This is a genomic window from Vibrio sp. nBUS_14, assembly GCF_051201655.1.
In the GTDB taxonomy this organism is placed as follows: Bacteria; Pseudomonadota; Gammaproteobacteria; order Enterobacterales; family Vibrionaceae; genus Vibrio.
Map to the genome: position 1 here is coordinate 2,175,271 of NZ_CP179206.1, position 17,908 is coordinate 2,193,178.

Annotated in this window: 1 pseudogene; it reads right to left on the minus strand. The window is 45.2% G+C overall.

What is annotated here, in order from left to right:
* Positions 1 to 33: 33 nt before the first annotated feature.
* Positions 34 to 17,603, minus strand: a pseudogene (locus ACMAZD_RS10275) (retention module-containing protein).
* Positions 17,604 to 17,908 lie beyond the last annotated feature (305 nt).

Genomic DNA, 17,908 nt, shown 5'->3' on the forward strand with positions numbered 1-17,908 from the left:
CTGGCCTCTTTCGTTACGGTTTAATGATTCGCGTTAACCGTGAGTGATCACGTTCTGCTTTACTAACGCATCCAAAATATCCGAAGGCATGATGCCACTTAAGGTTAGCTGAGGAGCAAGATCTTCAACCACAATCACCTGTTCAGTAGTACCTAAACCATCAGACTTGATCGTAAGCTCAATATCATCCCCTTCCACTTTTGCGTCTATCTGTTGCAGTAAAGCCGTCATGTCTGGAGATGTGTTCTTCAGCTCTGGCAATACTTCGCGCAAGTCGATCTGGTCACCTTCAGATAGGCTGAAATCGGTAATGGTGTCTTCAACGCCATCTTCGATATTAAGCCATACGAACGAATCCATCCCGTCACCACCGGTTAGGATATCTGAACCACCCCCGCCAATGAGTGTGTCGTTGCCATCACCGCCAACCAGCGTATCGTCACCCGCGCCACCTTCCAGTCGATCATTACCTGAACCACCAGTTATATCAGTCGCATTCGCGCCAGCCAATAGCTGAATATCGTCGGTTTCCGAAGCCAGGTTAATGTCGACCGCGTCCGACACAATGTTCAGATTAAGGTCGATTGAAGCCGAGGTCGCCGTGTCGTTGTTGTCAGTCTCTTCAGCAACCGCCTCAACTTTAAGCGTGTAGCTACCCGGAGTTTGAGAAAGCCCTACCGCCTGCAAGCTATCGATCGCATCTGCCGTTGCCACCCAAACACCACCACCGAGATCAGTCACAGAACCAACGTCACTGGTGATTTGAGCACCAGCAGGTACATCACTGATATGCAGCGTTAGCTCCTCTGTAATGTCCGTTAAGGCGGCGATAATTCCAACCAAAGGAATACCACTCGCACTGACTGACTGACTCGCAGTAATGTTTCTCACGTAATTAGACGCTGTATCAATCGATAAGGTTGGCGCATTCGCGACTGGCGTTACCGCGATATTGTAAACAACAGGCGTTGTCTCTATCGCGATACCAGAAGGGTTGCCGCTGTCATTGGCGACAACTTCTAAGCCAATGCTATTGGTTGGAGACAGGCTCGCATCAAGGTAAACACCATTTGGACTGGTTGGCGTATCAATCAGTGCATTTAGGTCACTCAGAGTACCGACTAATATGACCGAACCGGTGTTGTTGCCGTTGACCATCACCGTCGTCACTGCCGGAAGTGTTACATTCAATGTACCGTAATCCACTGTCAGAGTGACGGTCATAAGATCATCAGAAAATGTATCAACATAATCAGGGTCACTGACATTGATACCACTCAATAGCTGACCTGCATCCTCGTCAATAGTCGTAGTGACGCTGTCACCATTAACAACAGGTGTATCGTTCACTCCATCGACAATCGCAGTGATCTCTGCAGTATCCGTTAGGAAGTCATTAGCGTCATTGGTTGTGCCATCGTCCTCAACGGTATAAGTGAACTTAACATCACCGCTGTATTCGTCGGCTGCGGTAAATACCCAGTACGGGCCAGTGATCGCAGCGTCATCAGCACCGCCTACATTCTCAAAGCGCTGTAATTGACCCTGACCTTGATCGAGCACCAAACTGTTCACAGTAATCGTATCGTTTTCCGGATCAGTGGTTGCAGAAATCAAGTCTTCTTCTTTGATGATCAACTGACCTTCTTCAAGTATGGCGCCCAAATCAATGTCCGATGCCACTGGCTGATCATTCACTTCAGTAACGACAAGGCTAATTTCAGCATTATCAGTTAAGAAATCATCCACACCATTGGTGGTACCGTCATCAATGATGTCGTAATTGAACTTCACATCGCCATTGAAATCATTGGCTGCAATGAATATCCAGAATGGTCCAGTTATCCCAGCGTCATCAGCACCACCAGCATTTTCAAAGCGCGTTAGCTGACCTTGTCCCTGAGTCAGGGTGACACCTGTTACCGTGAGGTTGTGGTTTTCAGGGTCAGAACTCGCTGCAATCAAGTCACTTTCAACAATCACGATTTGACCGTCTTCCGCAATCGAGCCTAAATCGACATCAGTCGCGACCGGAGCGTCATTCACTTCCGTCACCTTAATGGTGAACGTAGTTTGATGGGTTTGAGCGGTATTCGGATCACCCGCGTCAATCAAGCCGTTATTACCACCATCATCGAGCGTTGCATTGATTGTGACTAAACCACTCTGGTTGAGGTAGTTCTGGTTTGGGTCGGGTTTAAATGTCACAGCCCCATTAGTCAACGCGGCATTGATGTCGGCTTCTTTACCTGTAATTACAAGCGAACCATCAGGTTGCAATCCAAACGTAACACCTGCAGAGTTTGTAAACTCTAACACACCCTGAGCTCCCGGCAATGATTGGTCAATTTCCAACGTCAGCACGTAATTTGCATCTGGGTTGTCAAAGCTAGCATCAACATCATAAATATTAAATTGGTCTATATCGACACTAATGCCTTCAGGTGTTTCAATATGAGTTGCGTTCACAAACGTCGGCTGATCGTTGATAGGATCAATAACCAAATCAACGTCGAAGCTGGTTGGTGTGCCTAGATACTCTATATTATCAGCGTCAGTGTCTACCGAGCGCACCGTAATCTGCAATGGGCCACTAATACCCTGCGTATTGCCAGTGACACTGTTGTGTTCACCTGAGTTAAATACGATCTTATCTAACGACTGTGTTGGAACATCTAACGTCCAGATCTGCATCGCTGGATCATAGATGCCCAAAGTGGTTCCGTCTGGATAGTAGATAGAAGCATATTGAGGCACGCCGGCCACTTCTACCCGAAGTGTTTCGGGTGCATTTTCGGTATAAGTGCCACTACCCGTTGCAGATAGCTCTTTGTCCAAAATAGAAGCATTGATCACAATATCAATATTTTGCCCTTCATTGCCCGAAATAGAGTCGGTAGGAGGAGCATCAACATCAACAGTTGTATCAACAACATCGCCAACAGGTACCACATGCAGTTTGAAGCTTGGCAAGTTTGCCGCCGCAGTAGGCACACCCAACAAAGATTCTTGAGTGAAGACTTCAACACCAAATTCAGCTGTACCACTGAAATCTTTAGGTGGTAAAATCGAAATCTCACTTAAGTCGAATGACACCCCTGAAGTTTGAGGTAATTGAACCCCCCACTCACCCCCGCCATTGTGCTTCACGATATAAGCCGAACCAACATCAGCACGAATCTGAAAACCATCAGGAATATCTGTAAACTTAATTGACACAAACTGTTCTGAGCCATCGAGGTCAGTTAAAGCCATTGATACAGGATTTGTACCTGCCAAAGAAATGAGCTGGTCTTCATTGCCCGTAATCTCAATGACATTCGGGGTACTGCCAGGTCCAGTTAAAATTACGTCATCGACAACCGGAATAACCCCGAAATTAAGGGTCGTACTAAACGTATCTGTGTCAATGGTTGTGCCAACAGGAGAAGAGACGTCGTTGTAACTTGCAGTATCTGTAATTGTACCGCTAACGTTGATCTGTACTTGGTTCACATCATTTCCAGTTGGGAAGTTTTCTATTGCTTTAAAAAGCACATTATCGAGTGCACCCGCTGCTATTTGCGCTTGGTTAAACGTTATAGATGTACCTAGTGATACTCCTGTATTTTCATAGAATGCACCGATTGAAGGATCGTCCAATGTTAAAGTAACTGATGTGAGCTCCTCCCGACCACCCTCGTCACCAGAAACCTGATCCGTGATCGTTGAGTTGAAATCAAGCTCAATATAGGTATCTTCGTAGCCAACTGGATCTTGTCCGGGTTGACCATCAGTATCGACAGAATTAAATGATTCATCGAGCGAACCAACAACCGTAACATCAATGTCTGGATTACCTTCAACGTCAGGAGCGACTTTAATAACTACATCAGTCACCAAGGTTTTCTCATCACCAGACTGTGTATCTTTAGTCACGATGGTGATTGGCAACCTAAAATCGCCAGAATAGTCAGCAGGCAGGTTGAGCAGCAGGCCAGAGAAATCTGTCAGAACGCCCTGATCGACGGTAGTTTCGAACACATACTTCCCATTTACAAAGTCAACATCACAGTCTCCTCCTAAACTGATTGGGAATGTCCCTCCTGGGGTAATGGTAACAGAGTCATCAATAATGACAGTCACTTGGTCTGTTGAAGTATCTTCCCCGGAGAAAGTGATCAGACTATTTAGCGCATTCCCCAAATCTAGCTGTGTGTCCTCTATAGCATCGACAACACTATCTTGTATCATCGTAATATCTGAAGCCACCTCATTCCCACCAACAAGCACTTCCGGGAATGACAAGTTCACTTCTTCCTCCCTTTGAACCACAGGTGATGACTCAGTTTCGGTGCCATCACCTCGATCAATCACGGTACTAAAGATGGTCATTTTAATGTCATTGAAAGTGCCTGGAATGTTAGATACTGGCGGGAACGCAAGACCATTTGGTGCACTAATACTAAATAGATCTTCATTTGTTACCACCCAGCGACCATTGCCTTCATAAGCAGCTCCAATAACAAGTAACTGATTGAGCACATCATCTGATAGCGCTGAGTCGTTCAAGTTTGTTAATTGAATAACTAACTGGTCCACTTTTTCGATAGCGGACGAAGCATCTGTTTCTTGGTAACGAATCACGAATTCATCCGTTTCCGATGTATTGTCACTGTTGGTTGTAAATTTGAGGACGCCGGTCAGAGCATCCGCAACCACTGTTGTTAGATCTGTTAGACCTGCAACCTCATCAACCACAAGTTTGTTGCTGGTATCTTCAGGTTCAACCGCAGGTCGCACGACAACGTTAATAGAGCCAGTAATAGTTGTTGTTACGATCCCCTGACCTGGGGCAGTAACATCAACATATTCATGGTCTGTCTCTTCAAGTGTGACAACCGTATTGAGAACAAAATCGATACTCGAATCTTGGGCTGACATTATTTGAATGAAGTTGTTATTCAATGCGATCTGAGTAAACTCTTCCGCTGTCTGACCAATTTTGGGAGATATAGTTAAAGTACCAGCAGCAGAATCGTAAACCCAAGTCACATCGCCGTTAACAACGACATTTTCAACATCATTTGGAATTTCGCTGATAGTAATTGATGTAAAATGCTCATCCGAATCAATATAATCTGTCCCTTCGGGATGCCAATCAATATTAATAACAGTATCTTCATTCCCATTTGTGACATTGTTGTAGGTCACAGAGGTATCGATGACAGGCTCAACCAGAATCCGAATCTCCTGATCAAAAGACAGCGTGTGTCCGTCATTTTCGGTCACGATCACTTTACCCTGAATATGAATATTTTCAGTCGAAGAGTCGACAGGTCGAATACGGATGCCCGGCGTTGTACCAGCCACAGTGATATTTGCTTCATATATTGGTTTAGACAGGTCAGGACTGCCAGCCATATTAGTTTCATAGCCGACAAAGTTGAGGTCAATCGCGGTGCCGTCTCCATCCTCCAAAATAACACCTGCAGGAATGCCCGATAGGACAACGGTTACTGATTCCGAACCGTCGCCTAGTAGAGGAGTCGAACCATTTAAAGGTCTTCTCTCTCCCGACAATAGCGTGAAATCAAGTTCGGCAAAACTACTGCCATTTTGACTCTCCTGAATCGTGGTTTGAACGCCAGTTGTGGTACCATCTACAAATTCACTCCAATCGGTACCGTCCGTGAAACTATAAGGGCTATCAGCAACACCGATCACCTCAACGTTCACCGTATTAGTACTCAATACTTCTTCATCAACTTGACCTCCCGCTGAAAGGTTCGCAGTATCTTTTACAACCCCCGTGACCTCAAACGTAAAATCTTCGTTACTGTGTTCGGCCGGGACAACCTTAGTGAACGCCAAATTAGAATACGCTACTTCCTGATAATCAACACCATTGATTGTGACTGTTGGTACTGGCTCTGTGCTTCCTACGGGATAAAGAACCGCACCTCCGGTTATATTACTGACGCGAACAAACAGCTCTTCAGAACCATCAGTGTCCACCGAGCCATTCATGGTTATCACTTCGTCCAGCGTGAAGGTATCTTTATTGGCAAGAACTCCAGTATAGTTTGGGTCATCAATATTATCTTCATTGATGCGTATCCGGTTAACACTAATCCTACCAATATCAGCATCCGCTGTGACGTCAATAATGATGGTTTGCACCTCAGAGCGAGCAATTGTTTTGTCGTTTAACCCTCCGTTAGCCGAATCATCATATGGGTTGAGCATCTCCTCAGTAATAGCAGTAGCTATAAACTCAATTTGCCCAGAAAAGTTATCGATTGGGTTAACCATCGTAGTATTAATATCCGCAGAAGCAATAATATAGATGCCATTAACTGGTGCTAACGTATTGCCAAATTGATCCAAGAGATCGAAATTCCCGTCACCTTGGATTATTTCAAGCTCATAGGTGATGGTCTCTGTATTACTACTATCTTGTGACTCGGCATTCAGCTGAAAAGTCACATTATGGTCATCTTCATTGACTTGATATTGATAGGTACTATTCGCATTATCCCAAGTCGCTATGTCGGCTACCGCTTCAACCTCGATTCTAAAGTTTGAGTTTATTGTATGATCAAGAGCACCATTATTATCAATTTCGAGTTCATAGTTAATCTGAATACCATTTTGTACGGAACCAATATTTTGTTGTGGAACAAAGAACAAATTATCGATTGTCGCGATGATGTCTAATGGTTGGTTTGTGCTTGGAGCAAAGCTCTGCTGCATTTGAGGTGAACCAAACAAGATATCACCGTTTGGTTCAGCAACGAGCTTGTGATATTCCGCTCCATCAAAGTAATAGAAAGTTCCCTTGTGGTTTCCACTTTGAATCGTCAACTGGCCGATGGACTCATTGTTATCTTGATCCTTCAGATTAACCTCTAGTGTAACTTGCGCTGGCGCATCTGCTAATCCACTTTGGTTATCTTGAATATTTTCAAGAACTGGAGTATCACCTGTCGCAAAAGGTATTATTGAGTCTCTACCTACATCCTCAAACGTAGTCACTTTGAGCGCGATGGATGATGAATTTCGATCCGTGATGGTGATATCTAACGGTGTTTCAGAGGTATCTAAATCTGCATCAGTGGCAATCACATTAATTGAGAAGTCGATAGTGTCTCCATCGTGCTCTAGATGATCGCTCGCTCTAAACTCCACTTCACCATTTGAATTAATACGTAAACGACCAAGTTCACGGGTGTCGATACCGCCACTACCATCGTCGGTTTGTTCATACACTCGTATCTGCTGAGTACCACTGTTTAAATCAAAGCTGCTGCTGTACGGCCCACTGTTTACTGCTCGAAAAACAATATCTACACCGTTACTAGTAGTGCCTTCTATGCGAGTCAGTGCTGCGCTATCAGCGCCAATATCCGTCGCGTTCGAAAACATATCGACTTTTGAACCACTATAATTCTGACCTTCAATTCGCGTGATCGATTGAGTGGTCACCAATGGAACATCATCAGTTACAGTAATCGTCAGATCGATCGCATTCGACTGGTCTTGGTCAAAATCTTCAGCCACGACAGAGAAATCAAGATCTATGGTGTTTTCATTCGCGCCATCAGGATGCTTAAGTGGTCTAAACAGCTCAAATTGATAGCTGTTGTTTGAGGTATCAAAAATGATTTCAAACACAGGCTGATTGCTGGTTACCGTCTGTGCAACATAAGTGAAGGTTGTACCGCTTTGTGAAACAGGCAGCCACTCTAGGCTTTCTCCATCAGAAGTTAAACCTGCAATCACTAAGTTTTCATCGACCAATTCGTACTTAACAACACCATCAGCGCCTTCATCAACGGTGAATAGTCCGTTAATAATGGTATCTTCGGATTGATCCGAGCCAATACCGATAAGATCGTCTTCATCGACAACTGTTTCACCAGTCGGAGCTGCCATCAAAGGCACATCATCGAGCACTTCGATCGGCAATTCATACTGATTAGAGTCATCACCGTCACCATCAACCGCAACGACATCGAACGGAATCATTAAGGTATTGGAATTCAGACTTGTTGGATGATTTAGAGGACCTAACAAGGTAAACGTATAAGAGCCATCATTCGCTAGCGCGAGCGTGAAGATAGGAGCCCCGCTTGTCGTCGTACCTTGATAAGTCGTTGTGTTCGCAATCCCTGTGATTTCTGTAATAGAAATCGATTCAGTTCCAGAGGTCAATGTCGCTTCAAGAGCAGAGATATTACGCAGTTCGTAAACCTCTACTTGGTCAGCACCTTCTGTGGTAACAAATGCACCTGTTGCTTGAGAAACCACAGATCCAAGATCATCTTCATCAACTACAAGTGTACTGGTCGCTGTCATATTGGTAATGACAGGCACATCATCGGTGATAGTAACGGACAGAGGTTTCATCACAGAATCGGTATTATCTTGGTCGACCGCGATCACAGGCAGACTGAATACTTGATCGTTGTTGCCTTGTACAGACAGATGATCGAGCTCTTCCAACAGAGTGAACGTGTATTCGCCTAACACTACACTACTAAAAGTGATGGTAAAGATATCCGTTTGAACACCCCCACTTTCAACGAAACCAATATAGGTTCCGCTGTTGGCTGGATCTTCTTTAAGCTGAACCACTAGACCATCCGATTTCAAATCACCAGACGTGTTGAACTGAGTGGTATCAATACGGAAATGACTCACATCATCACTTCCCGCTGTGAAAGTAATGGTTTCAGTTTGGCTCACAGGTAAGCTCGGAGATGAGCCATCCACGAGATTCGCTTCTTCCAATGCAACTGTGGGTACAGTATCAATTACCGGTGGCGCACCATCTGAAATCGTCAGTGTCACAGTCGAAGTGACAATATCGCCGTCTTTGTCTTCCGATGTCACGGTAATCGTCTTAACGATATCACCACCAGAATGATTCAGATTTCGATTAGGCTCAAAGCGCACATCGCCTTCAAGCGTGATAAACAACGAACCTTCTGTAAATACGAACTCTTGCTGACCAGTATCGGTTTGCACCAGAGATTCTTCAGGCTGACTACCATAAGTAAATTTGGTTATGGTGGCGCCATCAGCACTTTGCGCAGGCATCACATCAAATGTCGTTGTGGTAGGAGTACCCGTGCTTGGTTCTGTGATACTAAGAGCACCAGATTGCATCAGTTGAACGTCATCACTGATGGTCACAGAAAGCGGTTTAGACGGTGAAATATCGCCATCGGTGTCTTGTGCATACACCGACAAGTCAAAGCTGAGATCGTTGTTTCCTAATCCGTCAACATGATCCAAACGCTCTAACAAAGTAAACGTGTACTCACTCGGATTGGTGTTATCAAATTCTAGGGTGAAGATAACTTTCTCAACACCCGAGCCATCCGTTGTGAATGCTATATAATCACCTGAACCAGCAGGCTCTTCACGTAAGCTCAACTCAAGGCCATCAGACTTCAATACACCGCTGGTATTAAACAGCCCTACTTCAACGACAATTTTCTCGATGTCATCACTGCTTGCGAGTGAAGTAATGGTTTGGGTCACACTGACTGGGCTGCCACTCGGCGTTGAACCATCAGCCAACAAGCTTTCAGACAAGCTAACGCTCGGAACGACATTCAACGTTGGTCCATCACCATCAACGATAGTAAGTGTGACCGTTGAAGAGAAAATATCCTTATCAAAATCAGATGAAGTAAATTCAATCAGCTTAACAATGTCGCCTGCTGAGTGGTCAAGATTACGATTTGGTTCAAACCTTACATCGCCATCCAAAGTGACAAACAGCGAGCCTTCAGTGAAAACAAATTCCTGCTCACCGATGATGCTTTGATCCAAAGTAATCGCAGATCCACCGTCATAGGTGAACTGTGTAATGGTTGCCCCATCAGCACTTGGCGTAGGCAAGACATCAACGGTCGAGGTAGTTGGTGTGCCAGTATTTGGCTCTGTGATGGTTAACGTGCCATCTTGCATTTGTTGAAGGTCATCTTGAATGGTCACAACAACATCACGCTTAACCGAGTCATCACCATCAGTATCAACCGCATAAACAGGTAAGTTGAAGTTAAGATTGTTATTAAGCGCGCCATCAAGGTGATCGAGTGCCTCAATCAGCGTGAAGGTGAACTGACCTTTATTGACACTATCAAAATCAATGGTAAATACATTCGTTACGTTACCTGCCCCATCATCAGTAAACCCGATGTAGTCACCCGGTGAAGCCGGATCTTCTTTTAGCTGAACAACAAGACCGTTTGATTTTAACACATCACCTGGGTTGAATTCGTTGGTCGCGATTCTAAAGTGGCTTAAATCATCACTCCCCACGGTGTAGGTAATGGTTTGTGTTGAACTCACCACAGAACCATTCGGCGTTGAGCCATCAGCTAGGTTCACTTCCGATAAGTTCACGCTCGGAACAACATCGATAACCGGATCAATACCATCTTGGATCGTTAATGTTACATCCGCGGTATCAGTATCATTATCAAAGTCGCTGGTCGTTACCACAATCGTTCTAACAAGATCACCCGCTGAATGATCCAGGTTTCGATTTGGCTCAAAGCGAACTTCGCCTTCAATCGTGATGTACAGTAAACCATCGGCTACGGTAAACACCTGCTCTGTCGATACATTCGGATCCAAGGTGACAGCAGTACCACCATCGTAAATAAATTGGGTAACCTTTGCGCCATCAGCACTTTGAGTCGGCATAACATCGATGGTTGGCGTAGTTGGAGTACCTGCCACGAGATCAGCCAGTGAAGGTTCAACAATGGATAACGCCGCGTCTTGCATGATTTGAACATCATCGTCAATCGTGACACTTAACGGAGACATCAGCGAGTCATCGCCATCACTGTCCACCGCGTAAACCGGCACATCAAAGCTCACATCGTTAGTGATGAGACCATCGGCATGGTCTAATGCTTCCAGCAACGTAAAGGTATATTGACCTAAATTGGTCTCTGAGAAGCTTATCGTAAATACATTGGTTTCTACGTTAGCACTGTCTTTTACAAAGCCAATATAGTTTCCAGAGTTCGCTGGCTGCTCTTTAATCTCAACCTCTAAGCCATTCGACTTCAAAGCCCCCGAAGTATTGAACTGAACAGGGTCAATTCTGAAATGACTAACATCATCACTACCCTCGGTATAGGTAATCACTTGAGTCGTCGATACTGGATTGCCTATTGGTGCAGAGCCATCAGCCAGATCGACTTCAGAAAGACTCACGCCAGGGATGACGTTGATGATTGGTAGATCGCCATCGGTAATGGTTAGCGTTACTGTCGAAGTCACCACATCACTATCAGAGTCACTTGAACTGACCACTATCGACTTAACGATATCCCCGCCCGAGTGATTAAGATCGCGGTTTGGTTCAAAGCGCACATCGCCTTGAAGCGTGATATAGAGCGAGCCTTCAGCAACCACAAACTTTTGCTCACCCGTATTACTCTGGTCAAGCGTAAACACGGTGCCATTATCGTAATTGATTTGGGTGATAGTCGTGCCATCAGCCCCTTCTTGATCAAGAACATTGACGGTCGTTGTTGTCGGCGTGCCCGTGGCTAAGTCAGCCACTGTTGGCTCTTCAATGCTGAGAGCACCATCCACCATGACTTGAATATCATCGGTAATCGTTACAGCCAAAGGCGACATCAGAGAGTCATCGCCATCACTATCGACCGCATACACAGGCAAGTTGAATGTTAGGTCGTTATTACCTTGAATTGGTGTATGGTCAATCGCTTCTAAAAGCGTGAAGGTGTATTCACCTAACGTCGTGCTGCTAAATGCAAGTGTGAAGACCGTGGTTTCTACATTTGAAATGTCCGTAGTGAATCCGATGTAGTTACCCGAACCCGCAGGCTCTTCTCGGATCTCAATCACTAAGTCATCAGACTTCAGAGTACCGCCAGTATTAAACTCACTCGGCTCTAAGCGGAATGTTACAACATCATCACTTTGGTTGGTAAAAGTGATGGTTTCTGTTTGGCTAACCGCACTGCCACTTGGTGACGAACCATCAGCCAGATCCGCTTCTTCAAGTGCAACACTCGGCACCGCATCGATAGTCGGGTTGTCGCCATCGGTTATGGTCAAAGTTACGGTCGCAGTCACCGGATCGTTATCAAAGTCATTGGATGTCACGACTATCGACTTAACAATGTCTTCGCTCGCGGAATGGTCTAAGTTACGGTTGGGCTCAAAGCGCATCTCACCTTGAAGGGTGATGTACAACTCACCTTCTGTGAAACTGAATTGCTGCTCGCCTGCGATGCTCTGATCCAACATCTTAACGACTCCACCAAAAGAAAACTCAGTAACCGTTGCACCATCAGCACTTTGGTTTGGCATTACATCAATGGTATTGGTTGTTACCGTACCATCAGCCAGATTTGGCTCAACGATATCTAACGTACCGTCTTGCATGATTTGAACATCATCGCCGATGGTTACATTCAGTTGAGACGCCAAAGAGTCATCGCCATCGCTGTCGACCGCATAGACCGGAAGATCAAAGCTCAGATCATTGTTCGCTAGGCCATCTGCATGGTCTAACGCTTCGAATAAAGTAAAGGTGTATTCACCAAGAGTCGTGGTCGAGAAGCTAACCGTGAATACTGGAATTTCAGTATTTGAGCCATCAATAATGAAGCCGATATAAGTGCCCGGATTCGCTGAATCTTCTTTTATCTCGACTGCAAAACCATTCGATTTCAGTGCGCCGCCGACATTGAACTCTATAGGTTCAATACGGAAACGGGTCACATCATCACTTTGATTAGTAAAAGTGATCGTATCAGTTTGACTTACAGCACCGCTACTTGGCGCTGAGCCATCAGCAAGATTGGTTTCAGACAGAGTAACACTTGGCACCGTATCAATGGTCGGGATATCACCATCAGTAATCGTCAGGGTGACTGTCGAGGTCACGGTATCCTTATCGAAATCGCTTGAGGTGACCTCGATCTGTTTAACGATATCTCCGCTAGTATGGTCGAGATTACGGTTCGGCTCGAAGCGAACGTCACCTTGAATAGTGATATACACTGAACCTTCAGCAACAACGAACTTCTGCTCACCAGTATCATTCTGGTCAAGCGTTAGTACAGTCCCGCCATCATAAGTGAATTGTGTGATGGTCGCGCCGTCTGCCCCTTCTTTATCAAACACATTAACGGTAGTTGTCGTAGGTGTACCCGCAGCCAAATCAGCAACTGTTGGCTCGACAATATTTAGAGCCCCATCTTGCATGATTTGAACATCATCACCGATAGTCACATTCAACTGTGACACCAATGAATCGTCGCCGTCGGTGTCTACCGCATAAACAGGAAGGTCAAAGCTAAGATCGTTGTTTGCTAAACCATCCACATGATCTAACGCTTCCAATAACGAGAAAGTGTATTGGCCAAGGGTAGTACTAGAGAAACTGATCGTGAACACGTTGTATTCGACGTTCAAACCATCTGTCACAAAACCGATGTAACCACCTGGTGTGCTTGGGTCTGCTTTTAGCTCGACCACCAGCCCATTTGATTTGAGCGCCCCACCAACATTGAATTCTGTCGGTTCAATACGGAAACTCGCCACGTCATCACTTTGATTCGTAAAGGTAATCGTCTCTGTTTGACTGACCGCGGCAACACTTGGTGTAGAGCCATCACTCAAATTAGTTTCAGATAAAGTAACGCTTGGTACATTGTCGATCGTTGGAATATCACCATCAGTAATAGTCAACGTGACTGTAGAAGTAACAACATCACTATCTGAGTCGCTTGAAGTCACGACTATCGACTTAACGATGCCTCCACTTGTATGGTCGAGATTACGGTTTGGTTCAAAGCGCACATCACCTTGCAGCGTGATGTAAAGCGAACCTTCAGCAACCACAAACTTCTGCTCCCCAGTATTGCTCTGGTCAAGCGTAAACACTGTGCCGTTGTCATAATTGATTTGGGTGATGGTCGTGCCGTCTGCCCCTTCTTGATCAAGAACATTCACGGTCGTAGTTGTCGGCGTACCCGCTGCTAAATCAGCGACAGTCGGCTCTTCAATCGTAAACGCGCCATCTACCATGACTTGGATATCATCGGTAATCGTCACAGCAAGTGGCGACATTAGAGAATCATCGCCATCGCTATCGACCGCGTACACCGGCAAGTTAAACGTTAGGTCGTTGTTACCTTGAATTGGTGTGTGATCAATCGCTTCTATAAGAGTGAAGGTGTACTCACCTACAGTCGTGCTGCTAAATGCAAGCGTGAAGACTGTAGTCTCGACATTTGAAGTGTCTGTGGTGAAGCCTATGTAGTTACCCGAACCCGCAGGGTCTTCTCGAATCTCAATCACCAAGCCATCAGACTTCAGAGTACCGCCAGTATTAAACTCACTCGGCTCCAAACGGAATTTTTCAACATCATCACTTTGGTTGGTAAAAGTGATGGTTTCTGTTTGGCTAACCGCACTACCACTTGGTGATGAGCCATCAACCAGATCCGCTTCTTTGAGTGAGACGCTCGGTACCGCATCGATTGTCGGGTTATCACCATCGGTAATGGTCAGAGTAACCGTTGATGTTATTGGATCTTTATCGAAATCACTTGAGGTGACCTCTATCAACTTCACGATGTCTTCACTCGCAGAGTGGTCTAGGTTACGGTTTGGTTCAAATCGTACCTCACCTTGCAGCGTGATAAACAGCTCGCCTTCCGTGAAACTGAATTGCTGCTCACCCGTGTCATTTTGGTCAAGCGTTCTAAGTTGGCCGTCATAGATGAACTGAGTAATCGTCGCGCCATCAGCACTTTGGTTTGGCATCACATCAATGGTATTAGTGGTCACCGTGCCATCAGCTAGATTAGGCTCAACAATGTTCAATGTGCCATCTTGCATGATTTGAACATCATCACCGATAGCCACATTCAGTTGGGACACAACAGAATCATCGCCATCGCTGTCTACCGCATATACCGGAAGATCAAAGCTCAGAACATTGTTCGCTAGGCCATCGGCATGGTCCAACGCTTCCAATAGAGTAAAGGTGTATTCACCAAGCGTGGTGGACGAGAAGCTAATCGTAAACACTGGAATTTCAGGGTTTGAGCCATCAGTAATGAAACCAATGTAGGTACCTGGATTCGCCGAGTCTTCTTTTATCTCAACCACAAAGCCATTCGATTTCAGTGCGCCGCCGACATTGAACTCTGTAGGCTCAATGCGGAAATTCGCCACGTCATCACTGCCAGAAGTAAAGGTGATAGTGTTGGTTGCACTTACTGCACTTCCACTTGGTGCAGAGCCATCAGCTAGATTGGTTTCAGATAAAGTAACAGGTGGAATCAGATTGATTGCCGGATTTTGACCATCGGTAATACTTAACTCAAGCGTTGATGTATCAGTGTCCCCATCACCATCTTCTGCTAAGAATGAAAACTGTTTGATGATAGTTTCGCTACTTGAATGATCGATATCACGAGCAACTTCAAAGCTGAAATCACCGTTTAGCGCTATAGTGACCACACCTTCAGTAAAACTGAAAGTTTGTGGAGCATCAGGCAGTAAGCTTTGATCAAGTGAATAATCAGAACCATCGTAGTTGAATGATTGAATTGTCGAACCATCCGCACCTTCGAAATTAAACAGGTTATACGAGACAACGGTATCGCTAGCTAAAGTCGGCTCGGTAACAGATTCAACCTTATCAACCAGTTCAACGACATCATCTTTAACGTTGATAAGAATCTGGGCAGCTTCTGGAGTACTTGAACCACTAGATAACGCCGATCTATCGCCATCTGCATCTACCGCATAGATAGGCAGTGCAAAGGTTAAAAGTGCGTCTTCAGCACCTTGATGCGACAATTCTTCATAGAGGTTAAATTCATAGCTACCCAAAGATGGGCTATCAATTTTTATATCAAAAACCGTAATTCTTGCGCCATTAACCTCAACATAGCCTTCGTACGTTCGCACACCATTGGTTTCATCAACCAATTCGAGTAACACACCCTCGCCGTTTAATATCAGTGTGCCACTGGTATTAAACTCTGCAGGTTCAAGTTCATGATGATCGATAAGGTCACTGTCAAAAATTTCTGAGGTGACACTGCCACTCCCTGAGACCGTTGCCGTCCCTTCTTGAGAACCGCCAACAATGCCAGCTTCATCAACATCTATACTGTCGACATTGGTAATGACTGGTTTATCGCCATCAGAAATAGTGAGGTTGATGGTATTGGTTACAATATCTTGGTCAAAATCGGTAACCATCATTGGCAAAGAGAAAGAAAGCGAATCAGTGCCTACTTGCTCTATTGGTCTCAACTGCTCAAATCGATAGGTACCATCAGTATCTAAGCTAACGGTTAAAATAACGTCGCCGCTACCTTGGATTGACAGTGTGATGGTACTTCCATCAGCAGACAAGGATGCAACGGTCGCCTGATTATCACTGAGCACACCATCAAATTGAGCAAGTGCGCTAGGGTCAAAACAGCTGACTGTAGGTTATCACTACCAATATTTGAAAACGTGCCTTCAATTGCAGCACTGCTTGTTTCAACATTATCGATGACACGCTTTCGGCAGACGGATCGACCCCATCAAGGACGGTTACTTGCGCATTAATTGGTGTGACGAGCTGATTACCTGCGGTGTCTTGGCCCTGTATGTCAAAAGCGATGTTGATTTGGTCGCCCGTAAAGGAGACCTGTCCGCCACCAATCGACGGAGCATGATCTATCGGTTGAGAAACGCTTGTGGTCAGCGATAGTTCAATGTCATTTCCGACACTTACGGCATCAATGTCGATACGTAATACTTCGTCGGTACCTTGAACACCAACGATAGAATTGGTCGCCACATCGTACGTGAAGGTGACAGGCTGACCACTTGAGGTAATGTCACTGATTAAATTCACTAAGCAATGAAGCGAGGGATAGCGTTTCTGGGACGAAAGAGTCAGGGGCAAGAGCTAAACTACCAGCAATAATCGTTTCTGTCGTTGTTATAGATTGGGGATAGGTATTGCCAGAAATGGAGCCTTCCGTCAGTGTTTCACTGATTGATTGACCACCTGAGGAACGAGTGATCGACCTGAATTCTTCTCGATCTTCATCAACGGTTTGCCCTGCTAGACCAGCGGTCTCAAAGAATGTCGATGGATGAGTTTCTGTGTAGTTATAATCAATCGTCACAAAGCCGGCATTTGCAGAACCTAGTCCGCCACCAGCAGCCGTTGCTTCTAAGATTTGAGTAGGATCGGCACCGCCTAAAATGGCTTCTTGAATTGCAGCAAGGTCATCTTCGGTGAAGGTTTCTGCGTCTGCTTGTTGTAAGTCAAAATTAACCTCACCGGCGATCGGAGCGTCTACCCATGCAGCGTTTTGATCAACACAACCGACGCAATTATCTGCAACCGGAATCGAATCATTCTGAACGCCTAATACAAGCTCTGACTTGTTGGCCGAAATCACGATCTCATTTTCACGGATGGTATCGCCAACTGAAACTTTTCTTGCGCTGCCGTCTGGCTTAACTACGACGACATCTCCACTAGTTGCTTCAACTACCGCAACCTGGCGCGAAACTTCGATATCCATATATCCCCCGTTGTCACAAAGCACTATTCTCTAGAGCCGTGAAAATTATTTGTAATAGCAATTTCAGGTTTTAATTAAACGCATACTAGCTCTCATCAATGGCAATCCATTGTTATGCCCAATCGGCTTTATAAGAGAGAAGTATTTCACCTGTTTTTTTTATAGTTTACTTACCCTTAAGCCTAGTCTTCCCCATAAAAAATGTCATGTCTGTACGACGAGACGTCTTTTCACAAATCCAAGTATTCTGGCTAGGTTTTGAAAACCTGAGTTAAAAGTTAGTAGGATGCTGATTTATATGAAAG